The sequence below is a fragment of the Pseudobacillus badius genome (assembly GCF_002189605.1).
GTDB classification, from domain to species: domain Bacteria; phylum Bacillota; class Bacilli; order Bacillales; family Domibacillaceae; genus Pseudobacillus; species Pseudobacillus badius.
Genome location: NZ_MWMM01000008.1, coordinates 84567 through 103178, shown reverse-complemented (window position 1 = coordinate 103178; position 18612 = coordinate 84567). Strand labels below are relative to the sequence as shown.

General features: G+C 45.3%; 18 protein-coding genes. 9 read left to right on the top strand and 9 right to left on the bottom strand.

Features of this window, described 5'->3' with window-relative positions:
- Positions 1 to 7: 7 nt before the first annotated feature.
- From B1A98_RS13770 to dnaE, 3 genes are all read right to left on the bottom strand, one after another.
- Positions 8 to 616, bottom strand: a complete 609-nt coding sequence (locus B1A98_RS13770; RefSeq protein ID WP_223661929.1) for a FadR/GntR family transcriptional regulator — start codon at positions 614 to 616, stop codon at positions 8 to 10.
- Between the two features lie 4 nt (positions 617 to 620).
- Positions 621 to 1859 (bottom strand): NADP-dependent malic enzyme, encoded by a 1239-nt coding sequence (gene ystJ / locus B1A98_RS13765; RefSeq protein ID WP_063383736.1) that lies wholly within the window; start codon positions 1857 to 1859, stop codon positions 621 to 623.
- A gap of 108 nt (positions 1860 to 1967) precedes the next feature.
- Complete coding sequence (gene dnaE, locus B1A98_RS13760; RefSeq protein WP_370511072.1) at positions 1968 to 5300, bottom strand: DNA polymerase III subunit alpha; 3333 nt, start codon at positions 5298 to 5300, stop codon at positions 1968 to 1970.
- A gap of 147 nt (positions 5301 to 5447) precedes the next feature.
- On the opposite strand from dnaE, the gene ytrH reads away from it, so the two are divergent.
- Together ytrH and ytrI are read left to right on the top strand one after the other, a co-directional pair.
- A complete protein-coding gene (gene ytrH / locus B1A98_RS13755; RefSeq protein ID WP_041097759.1) occupies positions 5448 to 5783 on the top strand; it encodes a sporulation membrane protein YtrH in 336 nt (111 codons plus the stop codon).
- Complete coding sequence (gene ytrI / locus B1A98_RS13750) at positions 5780 to 6289, top strand: sporulation membrane protein YtrI (RefSeq protein ID WP_063383734.1); 510 nt, start codon at positions 5780 to 5782, stop codon at positions 6287 to 6289. The genes ytrH and ytrI overlap by 4 nt, the downstream gene beginning before the upstream one ends.
- On the opposite strand, the gene B1A98_RS13745 is transcribed toward ytrI, so the two are convergent.
- Positions 6290 to 7234 (bottom strand): DHH family phosphoesterase, encoded by a 945-nt coding sequence (locus B1A98_RS13745; protein WP_063383733.1) that lies wholly within the window; start codon positions 7232 to 7234, stop codon positions 6290 to 6292.
- Between the two features lie 60 nt (positions 7235 to 7294).
- On the opposite strand from B1A98_RS13745, the gene B1A98_RS13740 reads away from it, so the two are divergent.
- Entirely contained in the window at positions 7295 to 7636 is a 342-nt protein-coding gene (locus B1A98_RS13740) for a YtpI family protein (RefSeq protein WP_370511071.1), read from the top strand.
- 75 nt (positions 7637 to 7711) lie between these two features.
- Here the strand turns inward: B1A98_RS13740 and B1A98_RS13735 are convergent, their stop codons facing one another.
- Both B1A98_RS13735 and B1A98_RS13730 read right to left on the bottom strand, forming a co-directional pair.
- Complete coding sequence (locus tag B1A98_RS13735; protein WP_041097766.1) at positions 7712 to 9025, bottom strand: DRTGG domain-containing protein; 1314 nt, start codon at positions 9023 to 9025, stop codon at positions 7712 to 7714.
- A gap of 114 nt (positions 9026 to 9139) precedes the next feature.
- Entirely contained in the window at positions 9140 to 9820 is a 681-nt protein-coding gene (locus B1A98_RS13730) for a metal-dependent hydrolase (RefSeq protein ID WP_063383731.1), read from the bottom strand.
- Positions 9821 to 9963: 143 nt separating this feature from the next.
- Here B1A98_RS13730 and B1A98_RS13725 point away from each other — a divergent pair, with 143 nt between their 5' ends.
- Positions 9964 to 11058, top strand: coding sequence for a M24 family metallopeptidase (locus B1A98_RS13725; RefSeq protein WP_063383730.1), 1095 nt, complete (start codon positions 9964 to 9966; stop codon positions 11056 to 11058).
- 81 nt (positions 11059 to 11139) lie between these two features.
- Complete coding sequence (locus tag B1A98_RS13720; RefSeq protein WP_063383729.1) at positions 11140 to 11589, top strand: universal stress protein; 450 nt, start codon at positions 11140 to 11142, stop codon at positions 11587 to 11589.
- A 152-nt stretch (positions 11590 to 11741) separates the two neighbouring features.
- Here the strand turns inward: B1A98_RS13720 and argH are convergent, their stop codons facing one another.
- Both argH and B1A98_RS13710 read right to left on the bottom strand, forming a co-directional pair.
- Positions 11742 to 13136: an argininosuccinate lyase gene (argH, locus tag B1A98_RS13715; RefSeq protein WP_063383728.1), complete on the bottom strand. Its 1395-nt coding sequence runs from the start codon at positions 13134 to 13136 to the stop codon at positions 11742 to 11744.
- Positions 13133 to 14341: an argininosuccinate synthase gene (locus B1A98_RS13710; RefSeq protein WP_041097777.1), complete on the bottom strand. Its 1209-nt coding sequence runs from the start codon at positions 14339 to 14341 to the stop codon at positions 13133 to 13135. The genes argH and B1A98_RS13710 overlap by 4 nt, the downstream gene beginning before the upstream one ends.
- Before the next feature lie 216 nt (positions 14342 to 14557).
- Here B1A98_RS13710 and B1A98_RS13705 point away from each other — a divergent pair, with 216 nt between their 5' ends.
- The 4 genes from B1A98_RS13705 (at position 14558) to B1A98_RS13690 (ending at position 17379) form a co-directional block, all read left to right on the top strand.
- The gene (locus B1A98_RS13705) at positions 14558 to 14875 is read left to right on the top strand and encodes a hypothetical protein (protein WP_063383727.1); all 318 of its coding nucleotides are present in this window, start codon (positions 14558 to 14560) and stop codon (positions 14873 to 14875) included.
- 219 nt (positions 14876 to 15094) lie between these two features.
- Positions 15095 to 15226, top strand: coding sequence for a cytochrome c oxidase subunit 2A (locus tag B1A98_RS13700; RefSeq protein ID WP_087903768.1), 132 nt, complete (start codon positions 15095 to 15097; stop codon positions 15224 to 15226).
- A gap of 15 nt (positions 15227 to 15241) precedes the next feature.
- Positions 15242 to 15730, top strand: coding sequence for a cytochrome c oxidase subunit II (locus B1A98_RS13695; protein ID WP_041097781.1), 489 nt, complete (start codon positions 15242 to 15244; stop codon positions 15728 to 15730).
- Entirely contained in the window at positions 15727 to 17379 is a 1653-nt protein-coding gene (locus B1A98_RS13690) for a b(o/a)3-type cytochrome-c oxidase subunit 1 (protein WP_063383726.1), read from the top strand. The genes B1A98_RS13695 and B1A98_RS13690 overlap by 4 nt, the downstream gene beginning before the upstream one ends.
- A 37-nt stretch (positions 17380 to 17416) precedes the next feature.
- On the opposite strand, the gene B1A98_RS13685 is transcribed toward B1A98_RS13690, so the two are convergent.
- Positions 17417 to 18268: an EcsC family protein gene (locus tag B1A98_RS13685; RefSeq protein ID WP_063383725.1), complete on the bottom strand. Its 852-nt coding sequence runs from the start codon at positions 18266 to 18268 to the stop codon at positions 17417 to 17419.
- Between the last annotated feature and the right edge of the window lie 344 nt (positions 18269 to 18612).

The following is an 18612-nucleotide window of genomic DNA, read 5'->3' as shown; positions in this document are numbered from 1 at the left end:
GAACAGCTTAAAGCTGTTTGTAAGCGTCAAAAATATCTTTTATATTCCTTGCCTTTACTCTATCAATTAAGTGGATAAATGCGTCTTTATTTGTTAACAGCCGATCCTCTTTATGAATCGCAGCGGCGTAATCAGATACGATCAGCCAAATCTTTTTTAAAAGAGAGTTCCCGCTTGCATCCATCAAAAAAGTAAAGAAGTCACGTTCTGTAAAGCCCTCTTCTCTCATGCTCTCAGACAGATTGGACATTCGTTCCTCAAGGTCTGAAAGCATGGCGAGAGAAGACAAACAACCCATCTCTAAAATCTCTTTCGTCAACCGGACATCCTGCTTCGTCTGCTCCCGTTGTAAAATAAATGTGCTAAGCAGCTGCACAAGCTGATGATCATTGAAATCACGGAGAAAGGTGCCCTCCCCGCGCCTCGTTTCAATCAAACCGAGCAATTCCAAGGCCCTCAACGCCTCCCGCACAGAAGAGCGAGCGGCAGACAGCCGCTCGGACAATTCACGTTCGGATGGCATCTTATCTCCGGGCACCAGTCCATCCGCTGCGATCATCTCACGAATCTTGTCAACGACCTCTGCAAACTTTGATTGCGGCCGCTCATTCTCCACGGCTTTATTCACCTTTTCCGATAAGAGACAACTGCATTGTGCGTTCACGGATTTCTTCAGGGTCGGCCTTTAAGCGGGCAACGCCTGTTTCCATCGCCGCTTTTGCCACCGCTGCTGCTACAGCAGGGGCCACACGCGGATCAAACGGTCCTGGAATCACATAATCAGCATTTAACTCGTGCTCCTCAATCAATCCGGCGATTGCTTCTACAGCCGCCTGCTTCATTTGTTCATTGATATGTGTGGCCCGAACATCCAGCGCTCCACGGAAAATCCCCGGGAAAGCCAGAACGTTATTTACTTGGTTCGGAAAATCGGAACGCCCCGTTCCAATTACACGGGCCCCTGCCATTTTTGCTTCTTCAGGCATCACTTCCGGAACCGGATTGGCCATCGCAAAAATAACAGGCTCCGGATTCATCATTTGAATCATTTCTTTTGTAAGAGCCCCTGCAACAGATACACCGATAAATACATCTGCCCCTTTAATAACATCCTCTAACGAACCTTCCTGGCGATGAACATTAGTAAACTTGGCTACTTCTTCTTTCACCGGGTTCATGCCTTCCTGACGGCCTTCGTAAATAGCTCCGCGGGAATCGCACATAATGATATCGCGGACCCCATAGCTTGCCAGCAGCTTAATGATAGCAATGCCGGCTGCACCAGCCCCATTGGCTACCACTTTAATATCCTTGAACTTTCTGCCTGTTAATTTCAAAGCGTTCAGCAAGCCGGCAACTGTAACAATCGCTGTTCCGTGCTGATCATCATGGAAAATCGGGATATTTGTTTCTTTTTTCAGCCGTTCCTCAATTTCAAAACAGTGAGGAGCAGCGATATCCTCTAAGTTGACACCGCCGAATGTCGGCTCCATCAGCTTAACGGTTTGAACAATTTTGTCTGCGTCTTCTGTATCCAGGCAAATCGGAAACGCATCTACGCCGGCAAAGCTTTTAAACAACACTGCTTTCCCTTCCATAACCGGCATAGCTGCTTCTGCACCGATATTTCCAAGTCCAAGAACGGCTGTGCCATTGGAAACGACCGCCACCGTATTTCCTTTAATCGTATAATCAAATACAGTTTCAGGTTTTTCATAGATTTCCTTACACGGTTCAGCCACTCCCGGGGAATAAGCAAGGCTCAAATCTCTTGCATTTTTCACTTTTGTTTTAACCCCAGTGGACAGCTTTCCTTTATTGGTTTTATGCATATGTAATGCTTCTTCTCTAAGTGACATTATTTTTTTCGCTCCCTATTTCAGCAATTCCAACTTCCTCTAGTGGTCAGACCACATTTTCGTCTATTACACACAATAAACTAAAGGCAAGCCGTTGTAAAGTAGTAATTATTTAAGCACCACGTTCTCCTCACCAATGACCTCCCGCAATTCAGCGAGCAGAGGTTCTGCCGGCTTAACGGAGTTTCTTCTGTGAAGCCTAACCGTTTGCCGGTTCTTCTCATAATGAAGAACGACAGGTGTTTCTCCTTGAAACCGATGGATTAGCCGGTGAATATCTTCAAGGATCAAATGCTCATCTGGCGCTTCCGGTATTTTGATGTATAAGATTTTCTCTCTCTCAGCGCACCGCTCCTCCACTTGCTTGAGCGTATAGGCCGTTTTCACTATGAACTGCTTTCGTCCGCTTCTCTCTTCAGTATCCCCCGTTAAGTACAGGATCGCTCCTTTTTCCAAAAGAGCGGAATACTTTCTGTAAACGGCCGGAAAGAACACGGTTTCTATTTCGCCGCTGCTATCTGAACAGTGGGCAAATGCCATGTTTTCTCCTTTTTTCGTACGGATTACTTTAACTTCATTTACAAATATGCCTATAGACACTCCGCGGCTGCCCGGGGACAATTCATTAGCAAAAGCCGCTCCTTCTTGCTTAAAAAGCGGTTCATACCGTTCTAACGGGTGCGCTGATAAATAAAAACCAAGAACCTCCTTCTCCAATTGAAGCTTGTCCTCCATGCTCATTGGCTCTGTTGATGCATACTTTGGTTTTGGAAAGAAATCCTCTTCCGCACCCTCCATTGGCTGAATAAGCTGAGCATGCTCAATGGCAATATCAAGCGTAGCCAGCAAAACAGCCCGGTCCTCGTGAAATTCATCAAATGCTCCGGCAAACAGCAGTGCCTCAAGTGCTTTGCGGTTCACTATTTGAACCGGCACCCGCAGGCAAAAGTCGAACAAATCGGCAAAAGGCCCTTTTTCCCGGGCATCCGTGATAGCCTTCATTACGCCTGCTCCAATGCCCTTAATGGCAGCCAGGCTAAATCGGATGCTGTCTCCTTCAGCCTTAAAAGGGTAATGGCTGGCATTAACAGACGGCGGCAGCAAAGCGATTCCCATTCCTTTCGCTTCGGCAGCATACTGTCTGACCTTGTCCTCGTTGCCGATGGCGGAACTAAGCAATGCAGCTATAAAAATAGTCGGATAGTGCGCTTTAATATAGGCCATGCCATAAGCAATAAAACTATAGGCCACCGCATGGCTGCGATTAAATCCATAATTAGCAAACTGAACAATCAGCTGATAAATCGCTTCGGCAGCTTCTTTGCCGTAGCCATTCTTTATTGCTCCTTCGACAAAATGGCGTCTTTCGCTGTCGAGCACATCCTTTTTCTTTTTACTGACAGCCCTTCTCAATAAATCCGCTTCTCCCAATGAAAAACCGGCGAACTTAGAGGCAATTTCCATAATTTGCTCCTGATAAATCAGCACCCCGTAAGTGGGCTCTAAAATGTCCTTTAAGTCCGGATGCGGATAGTGAACCGGCTGCCGCCCATGCTTCCGCTCTATATAGAGCGGGATGCTTTCCATCGGGCCCGGCCGGTACAGCGCATTGACTGCGACAAGATCTTCGAACCGGTTCGGCTGAAGCTTTATCAAAACGTTACGCATTCCAGCCGATTCCAGCTGAAAAATTCCCGTTGTCTTCCCTTGCGCGAGCAATTGAAAGGTTTTCTCATTCTGTAAAGGTATATTCTGCAAAGTTAGCCGTTTTCCTTCAACATAATAAATAGAATCGATCATCCTTTCCAAAATGCTCAAATTGCGCAGGCCGAGCAAATCAATTTTTAACAGCCCTAATTCTTCAAGGTCGCCCATCGGAAATTGGGTTAAAAGCACATCATCGTGGCCAGCTTGCACAGCAACAAGATCGGTCAAAGGCGGCTCTGTAATGACCATTCCAGCTGCATGTGTAGAGGTGTGGCGAGGCAGCCCTTCAAGCGTCAGCGCCGTTCGGTAAATGCTCTCATGTTCTCCTGTTCGATGCACCCACTCCCGAAAGCGGGCAGAGTCTTGATACTGCTGTTCAAGTGTTAGCCCCGGCCGTGAAGGAATCATTTTTGACAGCTGCTCCAGTTCTTGGGAAGATAAGCCAAATACCCGGGCTACATCGCGAATCACCGCTTTCGCAGACAATGTCCCAAACGTAATAATTTGCGCGGCATGAAGCGTTCCATACTTGTTGGCCACATAGCGAATCACCTCATCCCGCCGATGATCGGGAAAATCAAGATCGATATCCGGCATCGTTACCCGCTCAGGGTTAAGAAACCGTTCAAATAGAAGACCGTACTCAAGCGGATCGACTGTGGTAATGCCGAGCACATAAGCGACGAGCGAGCCGGCGGCCGATCCCCTGCCCGGTCCTGTTAAAATATGCTTATCCTTGGCAAACTTCATAAAATCCCAAACGATCAAAAAATAGTCACAAAACCCCATTTTTTTAATCGTTTCAAGTTCATAGGCAAGCCGGTCTCTATAGGCTGGCTTTTCGGAAAGACCGGCTTCCTCCAGCGCGTTGACACAAAGCTCTTTTAAATATTCAGAAGCAGACCGGCCTTCCGGCAACGGATACTTCGGAAGCATGCGGCGATCGAAAGAAATCTCCACTTCGCAAGCGCCTGCAATGTTGACTGTTTGCTCCAGCGCCTCCGGCAAATCAGCAAACAGCTCCTTCATCTCCTCTTTAGAAGAAAAATAAGCCCGGTCATTCACATCCATTTCCGTATCTGCTAATTTCCTGCCATCTCTGATCGCTTCCAGACACCGGACAGCGAACGCCTCTTCTTTATGTAAATAAGTAACCCGGTTCGTTACAAGCAGAGGAATCGAAAGATCCCCGCTCAACTCTTTCATCTTCTCGGTCACCATTTCCTCGTCCTTGCGTCCATGACGGGCTACCGACAAAAAAAAGTGCCCTGGGTCAAATTGCTGCCGCAATAAATCAGCCGCTTCTTTTGCCCGGACAGGATCGTTGATAAGCAGCTGCTCTACTTCTCCTTCATCCCCCGGAGTAAAGGCAAACAATCCCGAAGAATAGCCCTTAAGCCACTTTATTGGAATTCCTGTTTTTGCTCTCGTCTGAATAGCACTGGAAATTTTCAAAAGGTGATGATAGCCGTCATTATTTTTGGCTAACAGCACGAGCGGATAAGAACGCTCCTCACCCAGTACGCTTTCAACATCCGCAATTAAACCGATAATCGGCTTAATGCCCGCTTTAAGGCACGATTTATAAAAAGGAACAGCTCCATACATCACATTGCGGTCTGTAATGGCGAGCGCGTCATAACCTAGCTCCTTCGCTCTTGCGGTTAGCCGATCAATGGCGATGGCGCTAGACAATAGACTGTAGCCTGTTTGAACTTGCAGATGGGTAAACATCGGTCTCATCCTTCCTTGACGCTTTTCGTTCCTGACTTCTTTCTTCATTATAAGACGGAGGCTGGCAAAAAGAAAATATGTTCTGTTTTCATAGGCAGGCCTGCTGCTACATATATAAATAGAAAGACAAGCAACTGTGGAGGGCATATGGCAGAAACTTTTTTTGATGAACTATTTAAATGTTATTTTATCGCATTTGGCGTTTTGCTGGGCGGTTCGTTAATTGGCGGTCTAGCATCCTTTGCGACGGGGAGACCGCTTCTAACCGGCATTTCTCAAATTAGCGAAGGCTTGCGGATTTGGGCTATCATTGCAGCCATTGGCGGCACATTTGATACGGTATATAGTTTTGAACGAGGCTTTTTAAATGGCGAAACAAAAGATCTATTTAAACAATTTTTGCTTATTCTATCGGCAATGGGCGGCACCGCTACAGGAACGGCCATTATCGTCTGGCTGACCGGGGAGCATATCTCGCCATGAGAGTTCCATCTTTGCACAATAGACAAAGAACTAAGCAACTGCTGGCCGGGGCAGCAGTTGGCTTCTGCCTCAGCTGGCTGCTCTTTCTCTACATGTTCGGGACTATGCAGGAAAGACAGGCGGCCAAGCTGGAAAAACAAAAAAAAGTGATGGATGAATTGAAAGTACAGCTGGAGATCTGGCAAGAAGAGTATAAGGAACTAAACAAAAAAAACCTGCACAAGCTGACTGTGCAGGAAATAGAAATTGATATTATCAATTATAAAAAGTATGGAATTGACGATTCTCAGAGTATTTTCGCTGCAAAAGAACAAATAAAAGAGGATTTATCTGTTTTATATGCGAAAGATCTGGAGACGGTCTACTCTCATAAAGAATTAATTCGGCAGACCATCGAAAACAAAAGATTAAAAATAAATAAGCGCAGCTACTCACTTCATGTCAAAGAGTGGTATTTTTACACAACCGTTCATATTCAGCTGGAACTGGGCTTAGAAGGCGGCTGACTATTGTTTGCTTTCCTGGCATAACCGTTCCAGATCGGCGGCTACTTTCTCAGCTTCCTCCCATGAATATACAGAAGCACCGGCTGCAAGCGGATGGCCGCCGCCTTTATATTTTTTTGCAATTTCATTAATTACCGGCTTTTTAGAACGCAGACGAACACGAATTTGATCGGCTTCTTCAATAAAGAAAACCCACGCTTTGATTCCTTTTACGCTGCCAAGTGAGCTAACGAGCAGCGAGGCCTCAGAGGGGGCCACTTGAAATTCTTCAAGAAGCTCTTTTTTAAGCGTAACCGAAGCCGCCCCGCTCGGTGATAAGCGGAATGTCTGTAAAATATGGCCTTGAAGCTTCAGCACTTTTTCTTCTGTTTCATACATCCGGTCAAACAGCTCATTACGGTCAAAGTTATATTGCAGCAGCTCACCGGCAAACTCCATCGTACGCGTTGTTGTGCTGGGATAAAGAAAGCGGCCCGTGTCGCCGACAATGCCGGCAAACAGCAGCCGTGCGGCCTCATCGTTCAAGCGCAATCCTTCTTCTTTGCCGCTAATATACAAATCATAAATCATTTCACTCACAGAGCTGGCCGATGTATCCACCCACAAAAGATCGCCGTACGGATCTTCGTTCGGGTGGTGATCGATTTTGATCCATTCCTTTCCGAGCTTATAGCGCTGGTCACAAATTCTTTCCTGGTTGGCAGTATCGCATACAATAACGAGCGCCCCTTCGTACATTTCATCCTGAATGACATCCAGCTTGCGCAAATAGGCAAGTGTCGGCTCTTCTTTCCCGACCGTATACACATTCTTATGGGGAAAGGAAGCACGAATCATTTCCGCTAACCCTCCTTGTGATCCGTAGGCGTCCGGGTCAGGGCGAACATGACGGTGAATAATAATCGTATCGTACTCTTTTATTTTTTTGATAATTTGACTCTTCATTCCTGTCTCCTTTGTGACATTCAGTTTTTTTAGTAGAATTTCCTCTGCATTCTCGTTAAAATGAAGATGTTTGAACAATTAAATGGAGGAAAATCTATGCCCGTTTTAGCCTTTATTATCATTTTATCGTTGGCTTTTTACATTTTTTACAAAGTACAATATGTGAGAAGCAGACGGCCAATGGAGAAAAAATGGTTATCCGCTAAATCCAGTATGGCGCTAGGCTTGTTTGTCGGCATGTTTGGCTTGAATACATTATTTATCCAGCAGACGACAGTCTCATACATCGTTGCTGCTTTATTCATGCTCATTGGTTTCGCAAGCTTGTGGACAGGCTTTAAAGCTTATCGCCACGTACTTCCTTATGCACGAAGGGAAGCTGAGGAATTAAATAACCAATAAGGTTTTGAAAGGAGGATGTCCTGCAGTCGTGGGACATCCTCTTTTTGACGCTCGGCGATAGCCGGCTCTTTTCTGTTATTGCCTATCCAGAATTTGGCACATCATTAAGGCTTTCCCGACAAGAAGGCCGCCGTTGTAGACTTCCACATCGACCTTCCCGAATTTACGTCCGACCTCCAGAACGTTCGGGTGAATTTCAAGCAAGCTTTCCATTTGTACCGGCTTCGAGAAGTAAATCGTAATATTCTCCACAACAATGTCGCCCTTTTTTCTAGCCCGCAATGAACGCCTTGCCGCCTCCGTAACAATGGTCGTAAACACCCCATAAGAGATCGCGCCAAGCTGATTCGTCATCTGCGGAGTGACTTCAAACGTGTATGTTTCTTCTTCCTTATTGCCTGATACGTCAATTTGATTCGTAATCGTATCATCCAGCGTTTCTCCCATTTGCGGCTGGCGCTGGGCCATTTGCAATGTTTTCAGCACATCCTGCCGGCTGACAATGCCTTGAATACGATTTTGATCATCAACGACCGGCAGGAGCTCAATTCCTTCCCAGATCATCATGTGGGCGGCAGCTGCCACGCTCGTTTTCATCGTAACGGTGATCGGCTGCTTTGTCATCACCTTTTCGATCAGCGTATCCTTATCTGTCCCCATTATATCCTTCGACGTAACAATTCCCTGCACCTTCAGCTGACGGTCAAGCACAGGAAAGCGGCTATGAAGGGTTGTCCGATTTTTCTCAATCCACTGGTTGACTGTATCGCCTACAGTCAGTGAAACTGTCTGGTCAAATGGAGTAAAAATGTCACCGACAAGCACAATCTCCTTTTTAATTAGCTGGTCATAAATCGCGCGGTTAATCATCGTAGCCACGGTAAATGTATCATAGGCGGTGGTAATGACGGGAAGCTCCAGCTCGTCTGCAAGCTTCGTTACATGATCATCCGCCTGGAATCCGCCAGTAATCAGCACGCCCGCTCCAGCTTGCAAGGCCAGTTCATGTGCTTTTGTCCGGTTGCCGACAATAAGCAGATTATCCGGGCCAGTATATCTCATCATTGCTTCTAGCTTCATGGCGCCAATGACAAAACGGTTTAGGGTCTTATGCAAGCCGGCCCTGCCGCCTAGTACCTGGCCGTCAATAATGTTCACGACTTCTGCAAAGGTCAGCTTCTCAATATTTTCTTTTTTCTTTTGTTCGATCCGGATGGTTCCAACACGCTCGATCGCTGAAACAAACCCTTTAGCTTCTGCATCCTTGATCGCACGGTAGGCTGTCCCTTCACTAACCGAGAGCGCTTTAGCAATTTGCCGCACGGAAATTTTCTCGCCGATCGGCAATCCCTCTATGTATTGTAAGATTTGTTCGTGTTTTGTAATCAACTGTTTCACCTGTCCCTTTCAGACTCGCTAATACAGTTATTATACTTTGAAATAAGAAGGGATTCAATTTGATTCAGAAAAGGCTGCAAGGTTCCTCTTGCAGCCTGAATGCTGTTACAGTTCAAGTAATTGTCCGGGCTCTAACACTTTGCCGTTCTTCGCTTCCAGCTTTTCAGCAAATGCGTGAGGGTCCTGCTGGATAGGCGGGAACGTATTGAAGTGAATCGGAACTACTTGCTTTGCCTGCAAAAACTTAGCAGCAAGCGCCGCGTCATCTGGCCCCATTGTGAAATTGTCGCCTATTGGCAGAAAGGCAAGATCAATCGGATGAAGTTCGCCAATGAGCTTCATATCGGAAAAGATCCCTGTATCGCCGGCATGATAAATGGTCTTTCCTTCAGCCATTAGCAAAACACCGGCTGGCATCCCCATATAAAGGAACGTACCATCTTCCTGCTCGATCCCCGATCCGTGAAACGCCTGTGTAAATTTTACGCGCCCAAACTCAAACTCGCGGCTTCCGCCAATATGCATAGGGTGAGCATTCACTCCTTGATGGCTAAGATAAGTAGCCAGTTCATTTACTGCAATCACAAGCGCATTGCTCTTTTTGGCAAGTTCTACTGTATCTCCCACATGGTCCCCGTGGCCATGCGTCAAAATAATAAAATCCGGCTGTTCATTTTCAACTTTTAAATCCGTTAAATCATTGCCAGTAATAAATGGATCGATCAAAATTGTCTTGCCGTTTGTTTCCACCTTTACGATGGAATGTCCATGATAAGATACCTTCATATGTAAAAACTCCTTTCACAAAATCATTTCCACTTCTACTATTCGATGAAACAACAAATTCCCCTGCATGTCTATCTTATTTACTTACTTCTCATTTATTGATAGGCTTTAACTGTCTCGATTTTTTTGAGGAGGAAGAAAGAATGAACAAACGATTAACAGCATTAACAGAGTGGATGAAAACAAAAGACATCCCTTTTGCTTTCATTACCGCTCCTGAAAACGTCTTTTATTTAACAGGATTTAGAAGCGATCCGCACGAGCGCCTGCTTGGCGTTGCCGTATTTCCGGAAGCGGAGCCCTTTCTTATCTGTCCTAAGCTAGATGCAGCCGATGCCAAAAGCAGCGGCTGGGCATTTGAAATCATCGGTCATACAGATATCGAGAATCCTTGGGATATGATTGAAGCCGAAGTGAAAAACCGAGTAAAGAATGTACAGCAAATAGCGGTCGAAAAGCAGCACTTAAACGTTGAGCGTTATGAAGAGCTGGCCGGACGTTTCCCCGGCGCTATGTTTGTTGCTGCCGAGGAAAAAATGGAGCAGCTGCGCCTGATTAAAGATAAACAGGAGCTCGCAGCCCTTAAAAAAGCAGCGGAATATGCAGATTTAGCAGTAAAAACTGGAGCGGAAGCGATTCGGGAAGGCAAATCAGAGCTGGAGATTTTGTCGGAAATTGAATTTGAAATGAAGAAACAAGGCATTGCTGAAATGTCCTTCTCGACCATGGTGCTCACGGGCACCAATGCTGCTTCCCCCCATGGAACACCCGGAAGCACGAAGGTACAAAAAGGCGACCTGGTTTTATTCGATCTTGGCGTAGTGTATGAAGGGTATTGCTCTGACATTACCCGTACAATCGCTTTTGGGGAAATTTCTGATAAGCAGCGGGAAATTTATGAAACCGTATTAAACGCTCAAGAGGCCGCTGTTGCTGCTGTCAAACCCGGCGCGATGGCAAAAGACATTGACTTGACTGCAAGAAACATGATTGCAGAAGCGGGATATGGCGACTTTTTCCCTCACCGCCTGGGACATGGGCTTGGAATCAGCGTTCACGAATATCCAGGCATTACAGAAACGAATACTCTCGTTTTAGAAGAAGGCATGGTCTTTACAATTGAACCGGGCATTTATGTGCCAAATGTAGCAGGCGTCCGGATCGAAGATGATGTATATGTCACAGCGGACGGTGTGGAAATCTTGACCTCTTTTCCTAAACAATTAACATTTGTTTAAAAAATTTCATATTTTTCGACTCACATCGGCTGTATCCCTGCTCTTTTTCATGTAGAATAAAAGAAAAAGGGGGAATCAATGATGACAATGAAGTATGAAAGCATTCTAGTAGCAGTTGACGGTTCAAAAGAGGCAGAATGGGCATTCCGAAAATCGATTGAAATCGCTAAACGCAATGGAGCCGCACTTAACCTGATCCATGTGATCGATACTCGCTCATTTGCAGCCATCGAAGCATATGACCGCTCGATCGCTGAACGGGCCACTGCTTACGGCAGCGACTTGTTGAAAGAATACAAAGAGACAGCTGAAGCAGCGGGTGTAGCTGCCATCAATACTTATGTCGAATATGGTTCACCAAAAGTTATCATCCCTAAAGAAGCAGCTAAACAAGTAAAAGCAGATTTAATTGTATGTGGAGCAACTGGCTTAAATGCTATGGAACGTTTCCTCATCGGCAGTGTATCTGAACATATTACTCGCGCCGCTAACTGTGACGTTCTTGTTGTTCGTACAGACAAAGGAGAATAATAGAAAAACCGCCTGTAACCGGGCGGTTTTTTTATCGCTCTTTTAGCGGTGTATAGTCTATTTTCTCAAGAGAAATACTTAAAAATATATTATAAAAACCCCTCTTTTCTTCAAATGCTTTTGAAAAAAAGAGGGGCTTTACTCTACAGTCCCTACTTCTTTAGGGGCTGCTCGTTATGAATCAAGTGCTTCGCTGTCTCAATTTGGAGCTGAACCTGGTCAAAGCCAGTGCCGCCTAAAGACTTCCTTCTTTTAACGGCCTCATATGGAGACAACACTTGATAAATATCTTCTTCAATGCTCTCAGACGCTGACTTTAGCTCCTCTAAAGACAGGTCGGCGAGGTAGCATTGATTTTGAATGCAATGAAGCACAAGCTTTCCAACAATTTCATGTGCTTCGCGGAATGGAATGCCTTTTGACGCTAAATAATCAGCGAGCTCCGTGGCATTGGAGAAATCATTATGGACAGCTTCCTCTAAGCGGTCCTCATTCACCTTCATTGTCTGAACCATTCCTGTGAAAATCTTTAAGGAACCAATGATCGTATGTACCGTATCGAACATGCCTTCCTTGTCTTCCTGCATATCTTTGTTATATGCAAGCGGCAGGCCTTTTAATACGGTGAGCAGGCTGAACAGGTTGCCATAGACACGCCCTGTTTTACCGCGGATCAATTCCGCCATATCAGGGTTTTTCTTTTGCGGCATAATGCTGGAGCCGGTTGAGAACGCGTCATCCATTTCAATGAACTGGAACTCCTGGCTTGACCAGAGAATCATCTCTTCGGCCAGTCTGGACAGATGCATCATCAAAATAGAGGAACTGCTCAAGAATTCAAGAATGAAGTCCCGATCACTGACTGCATCCATGCTGTTGGCATATACGCTTGAGAATCCAAGCAGGCTGGCTGATAATTCACGGTCAATCGGGAAAGTGGTTCCAGCTAGCGCTCCCGCCCCTAAAGGCGAGACATCTATGCGCTTCAATCCTTCTTGAATCCGCTCCTTATCTCTTTGCAGCATCCAAAAATATGCCATTAAATGATGGCCGAATGAAATCGGCTGAGCTCTCTGCAAATGTGTATAGCCAGGTGCAAGTGTTTCCACATGCTGTTCGGCTTTCTCCACAAGTGCCGTTTGAAATTGTTCAATTAATCCAATGATAAGCTTGACCTGCTTCTTCAAGTACAAATGCATATCAGTGGCTACCTGATCGTTACGGCTGCGGCCAGTATGCAGCTTGCCTCCGACCGCTCCGATTTCTTCGATCAAGTATTTTTCCAAATTTAAATGGATGTCCTCTTGGGCAACCGAGAATGTTAATTCGCCTTTTGAAGCTTTCTTCTTTAAAGCTTCAAGGCCGCCCAAGATTTGATTTGCTTCCTCTTCCGTTAAGATGCCGCTTTTCCCGAGCATCGTCACATGTGCCATGCTGCCTTCAAGGTCTTCAAAAACAAGCTCCTGATCAAAGTGGATAGAGGCGCCGAATTCATCTACCCATTCTTCCGCTGATTTTTGAAAGCGCCCTCCCCAAAGCTTGCTCATTGCTGAACTTTCACTTTCTCTTGCTGAATCATAGAGTTCACTTTTGTCGGCAGACCCCACAGTTGAATGAATCCGACAGCTGCTTCGTGGTCAAATTCATCTTCTGTTGTATAAGTAGCAAGTTTTTCATCATACAAGGAGTACTCTGATTTTCTTCCTTCCACAATCGCATGGCCTTTAAATAATTTCACGCGCACTGTACCAGTGACAAACTTTTGAGTTTCTTTTAAGAATGCTTCCAGCGCTTTTTTCAGCGGAGAGAACCATAGGCCTTCATAGATCAGCTCTGTTAATTTCTTTTCAATCACTGGCTTGAAATGGGCCATCTCTTTCACAAGAGTTAAATCTTCTAATTCTTTATGAGCGAGAATGAGCGTCATAGCACCCGGACATTCGTACACTTCTCTTGATTTGATGCCGACGAGGCGATTTTCAACGTGGTCAATTCTTCCGACTCCATGTTTGCCGGCAATTTCATTTAGTTCAAGAATAAGCTGGGCTAAAGAGTAGCTTTGGCCATTCAGCGCAACAGGCACTCCCTGTTCAAATTGGATTTCAATTACTTCCGGAGTATCCGGCGTATTTTCAATCGCAGCCGTTAAGTCGTAAGCTTCTTCCGGCGGAGCAGCCCATGGATCTTCTAAGATGCCGCACTCATTGCTTCTTCCCCATAAGTTCTGGTCAATAGAAAATGGGCTGTCTAAGTTGATTGGAATCGGAATATTGTTTTGTTTCGCATATTCAATTTCTTCCTCACGCGACCATTTCCAGTCCCGTACAGGCGCCAATACTTCAAGATTAGGGTTTAGTGCTTTAATAGAAACCTCAAAGCGGACCTGATCGTTTCCTTTTCCTGTACATCCGTGAGCAACCGCGGTCGCATTTTCTTTTTCAGCTACCTCTACTAGCTTTTTCGCAATAAGCGGACGTGACAGCGCAGACACTAGCGGATATTTTCCTTCATATAATGTATGGCCTTGAAGAGCAAGCAATGCATATTCATTTGCATATTCTTCTTTCGCATCAATCATATAGCTTGCCACAGCGCCAACTTGTAAAGCTTTGTTTTTAACAAACTCTAAATCTTTCCCTTCGCCCACATCTAAACAGCAAGCGACAACGTCATATCCTTTATCTTTTAACCACGGAATGGCTACTGATGTATCCAGGCCTCCGGAATAAGCTAACACTACTTTTTTGTTCATTGATATATCCTCCTCTAAGCTGCTATCTGTTAGTATAAATATACAATCATTTTTATTTTTATTCTTTTCTATGAATAGAATATATCATGTTATTTTCCTCCTTTCAAGTACTTATTTGAAAAAAATTCATTTTGTTGAATAAATACTCACCTTTTTTTCTTTCCTTTGCAGAAAAGCCGGGAAACAGCTACGATAAAAGAAAAAAAGGAGAAGACTATGCAATTTTTCTTAAATCAGCGGCTTGGCATTTTGCTTCCCCATTCTAATAAGAAATGGAGCGACTATCCTGTCACAGAACAGGAGCAAATCCTTGAAAGGTGGGAAAGAATCCGCGGAAGCATTCCTGAGCGGATCCAAGCGCTTGAAAAAGAGATTAATATTTTGCAAAGCCGGCTGGAGGAGGAGGAAGAGTTCCTTTCCTCCTGCCGTATTAATGAAGAAATTAGTGAGATTGCTTCTATTATTAATGATTTATGGATTTGGTTTCGCACCTCTCCATCTATTGAGAACCCTTCCTTTCCCCCTTCTGATTAAAAACAAAGACCGGCAGCTGATAGCTGCCGGTCTTCATATGAGAAGAACCTGTTTATTTTGTCTACATTTCCCGCCTCATTTTTCTGATCCAATATCAGGATTTCATCATTTCTTCACATTACCGTGAAATAATCTTCACATTTATGTGAAGATTATCACAAAGTTTCAACGTAAAATGATAATAGATATTTAATCCTAATCGCAAAGGAGGATAACCGCATGAAGAATGAAAAAGAGAAAACGTATCCAAAAGATTCATTAAAGGGAACTTTCCTTTCTGTCCTTACGGTTGGAGGGATTATTCTTTTAGCTTGGTTCATCGCGTGGAATTTGTTTATATCAAGAATGTAATGGGGAGGAAGTTCTATGCATCTGCACAAATATGAAAAATTATGGCTGGCTTTCGGAATTAGTTCACTTGTTTTATTTTTAGTCATTGTGGGAGTTAATGCCTTTGTAGCCGGAAATCAGCCGCCAAGCTCCGCAAAAACTGTAGATCCGGGAGCGGTGGAGGTCACAGCTCCATTTGATCAGCCCGGGCTGAAAAAAATCGGCGACAACGAATATCAGCTCGTTGTTGTAACTTCGGCTTTTTCCTTCGATGTCGGCACGCAGGATAAAGTAGTAGAAATCCCTAAAGGAGCCACTGTCCATATCGTGGCGACAACGAAAGACGTTGTTCATGGGTTTGAAATTGCCGGCACAAATGCCAACATGATGCTTGAGCCCGGCCATATCAGCGAAGCCACTCAGGTGTTTCGAAATGAAGGTGAATTTACGCTTTTATGCAATGAATATTGCGGAAGCGGACATCACTTAATGCATGCAAAAATAAAGGTGGTTGATCAATCATGAGGGAAACAATAGCCAAAGTAGATAAGAAAGATGCCAAACTGGCTTTAGCACATATGATTGTTGCATTTACCGCTTTGTTTCTCGGCGGCATCTGCGGGCTTTTGCAAGTGCTGGTCCGCTCCGGAAAAATGGAACTTCCTGCAGGCATCGGTTATTATCAGCTTCTTACCGCTCACGGCGTGTTACTTGCTCTTATTCTAACAACTTTTTTCATTATTGGTTTTCAATTCGCCGGCATGAGCCGGACCGCCGGTACCCTGTCTGATAAAACCCGCCTCGCTGGCTGGATCGGCTTCTGGACAATGACAATCGGCACAGCAATTACGACTTTTTACATTTTAACTGGTGAAGCATCTGTCCTTTATACGTTTTACGCTCCCCTCCAAGCCCACGTTGGCTTTTACATTGGGCTGGCTTTAGTGGTTGTCGGAAGCTGGATTGCAGGATTTGCTATGTTCGTCCATTATGCAAAATGGAAAAAACAGCATCCAGGCCAAAACGGCCCGCTGTTAAGCTTTATGATTGTTGTCAATATGGCTCTCTGGCTAATTGCCTCTCTTGGGGTGGCAGCTACTGTTTTGCTTCAATTCATTCCATGGTCTCTTGGCTGGACAGAAAACATTAACGTATTAGTCAGCCGGACGCTGTTCTGGTATTTCGGGCATCCGCTTGTATACTTCTGGCTGCTTCCTGCTTATATGATCTGGTATGTGGTGATTCCAAAAGTTATTGGCGGCAAAATCTTTTCTGATTCTCTGGCAAGAATGTCGTTTATTTTATTCTTATTCTTTTCTGTTCCGGTTGGATTCCATCACCAATTAACAGAGCCTGGTATTGATCCATTCTGGAAATACATTCAGGTAGTACTGACGTTAATGGTTGTTATTCCTTCTCTCATGACAGCATTCAGTATGTTCGCCATGTTTGAACGGTTCGGCCGCTCCAAGGGGGCCAGCAGCCTATTTGGCTGGCTCAGATTCCTTCCGTGGAAAGATGCTCGTTTTCTCGTTCCTTTCATTGGAATGATCGCCTTTATTCCGGGAGGTGCTGGCGGAATCATCAATGCTTCCCACCAGCTGAACCAAGTCGTTCACAATACGATTTGGGTAACTGGGCACTTCCACTTAACCATTGCCACTACGGTGATACTCACCTTCTTTGGTGCAGCATATTGGCTGATTCCGCATCTAACAGGGAGAACATTCACTAATCAGTTGAATCAGCTGGCTATTGTTCAAGCTGTGGTGTGGTCGATCGGCATGCTCATCATGTCAGGCGCGATGCACTGGGCAGGGCTATACGGAGCTCCAAGACGGTCTTCATTCTCTCTATACGGCAATTCTAGCCAGGCGGCTGATTGGATTCCTTATCAAATCGCCCAAGCCGTTGGCGGCACTATGCTTTTCCTTGGCATTCTTCTTGTCTTGTATATCGTCGTCCAGCTTTTATGGTTTGCGCCAAAGGGAGACGAAGAATTTCCAATTGGGGAAACAGAGGAACATGCGGAAAAAACACCGTTATTCTTTGATAAATGGTGGCTGTGGATTATTATCGTTGTCGTCTTGATTTTACTGGCTTATACGATTCCATTTACTCACATGATTGACCAGGCACCGCCGGGTTCTCCAGGATATCGTAATCTATGCTAATAGAAAAAGCGTTTGGATGCTGCCATCCAAACGCTTTTTATGCATTTACCTTCATGTTTTCTCTCTTGTCCTGAAGCCAGCGGTATTGATAATACCTTTCCGCAAAATCAATCATTCTTTTTGTCAGCCGGTAATTGACACCGGCCCCGATCGCCACACTGATCAGCGGCAGGTTGGCCATTTTTTGATTTTTGAAAAGTGTAATCGCCAGCAGCTTGCCGAGCTGTGTAACCGGACGCTCCATCCATGTCAAATCGGTCAGCTGGTCTACCTCATTATAGAAGTAAGGGTGATCCCGCTCCTCCAGTTCAATCAGCAGCTCCTGCCATCCATCCGCCTTTAGCCGGTCAGGCAAAGCTGCGGCATGAAAAACCTTTAAAGAAGCCATCATTTCAAAAGGCAGCTGCGGATCATACCCGTATGTCATGGCTGTCATTTGTATAGCCCGCAGGTTAAGAACAGCCATCGCTGCAAAGTCTGTGCTCAGCGTAAGCGCTCCTCCCGTACCCGTGATGCCTCCTTGAAGCAGTGAATAGAACCGGTGCCTTGACGACTGCTGGCTGCTTAAATAGCGAATCTGGTCAATTGTCAGCTTCTTCAAATCATCAAGCGCTGCGATATCCTCCCTGAAAATGCGGGCGGATGTTAAAATTCTCTCCTTCGCCTCGTTTTGAAATTGCGAGCCTTGAAGCAGAGAATGCATTTGGAATAATACATTATCCAGCTGTCCGAAGAAAGCAGACAGTGTTTCCTCCGGTATAGCAGAAAGCGCTGTGTTCAGCCACTTTGAATATGTATATTGAAAGTCGTTGCCCTCATACTCGGCAAGCGACTGCTCCCAGGCCATAATCTCGTCCCAGACAATTTTATCCCGTTCTGTCCAAGCCATATTTGCCTCCCCTTTCCATGCTGCTTCCTGTCTCTTCATTTTCTATGATCGCTGAACAAATGTCAATTTCAGCCTTGCCGCAGGCTGCAGCATACTTTTTTAAAATAATATGCTGCAGCCCCGTACTCTTTGCCTTATTTTTATAAAAAGAAAAAAGCAGGTGCTTGGAGCGCGGAGGAGGCTCACCGCCCGCCCCGCGGAAAGCGAAACGCCTGGAATGGAAGGCAACTGTTCCCATCCGCGAGCCAAATAAAAAAGGCGGAAGATTTTTCATTCAAACGCGTGGTGACGGTTTGATTATTCCGTTTTCAAACAGATATAGCTATACGGCTGCCCTCTTTTTA

Coding starts and splice junctions, on each gene's coding strand:
- ystJ (WP_063383736.1), bottom strand. CDS start 1,859: ATGTCACTTAGAGAAGAAGCATTACATATGCATAAAACCAATAAAGGA.
- dnaE (WP_370511072.1), bottom strand. CDS start 5,300: ATGTTTACCCATCTGCAAGTTCAAACAGGCTACAGTCTATTGTCTAGC.
- ytrH (WP_041097759.1), top strand. CDS start 5,448: ATGGCAGAAACTTTTTTTGATGAACTATTTAAATGTTATTTTATCGCA.
- ytrI (WP_063383734.1), top strand. CDS start 5,780: ATGAGAGTTCCATCTTTGCACAATAGACAAAGAACTAAGCAACTGCTG.
- B1A98_RS13745 (WP_063383733.1), bottom strand. CDS start 7,234: ATGAAGAGTCAAATTATCAAAAAAATAAAAGAGTACGATACGATTATT.
- B1A98_RS13740 (WP_370511071.1), top strand. CDS start 7,295: ATGAAGATGTTTGAACAATTAAATGGAGGAAAATCTATGCCCGTTTTA.
- B1A98_RS13730 (WP_063383731.1), bottom strand. CDS start 9,820: ATGAAGGTATCTTATCATGGACATTCCATCGTAAAGGTGGAAACAAAC.
- B1A98_RS13725 (WP_063383730.1), top strand. CDS start 9,964: ATGAACAAACGATTAACAGCATTAACAGAGTGGATGAAAACAAAAGAC.
- B1A98_RS13720 (WP_063383729.1), top strand. CDS start 11,140: ATGACAATGAAGTATGAAAGCATTCTAGTAGCAGTTGACGGTTCAAAA.
- argH (WP_063383728.1), bottom strand. CDS start 13,136: ATGAGCAAGCTTTGGGGAGGGCGCTTTCAAAAATCAGCGGAAGAATGG.
- B1A98_RS13710 (WP_041097777.1), bottom strand. CDS start 14,341: ATGAACAAAAAAGTAGTGTTAGCTTATTCCGGAGGCCTGGATACATCA.
- B1A98_RS13705 (WP_063383727.1), top strand. CDS start 14,558: ATGCAATTTTTCTTAAATCAGCGGCTTGGCATTTTGCTTCCCCATTCT.
- B1A98_RS13700 (WP_087903768.1), top strand. CDS start 15,095: ATGAAGAATGAAAAAGAGAAAACGTATCCAAAAGATTCATTAAAGGGA.
- B1A98_RS13695 (WP_041097781.1), top strand. CDS start 15,242: ATGCATCTGCACAAATATGAAAAATTATGGCTGGCTTTCGGAATTAGT.
- B1A98_RS13690 (WP_063383726.1), top strand. CDS start 15,727: ATGAGGGAAACAATAGCCAAAGTAGATAAGAAAGATGCCAAACTGGCT.
- B1A98_RS13685 (WP_063383725.1), bottom strand. CDS start 18,268: ATGGCTTGGACAGAACGGGATAAAATTGTCTGGGACGAGATTATGGCC.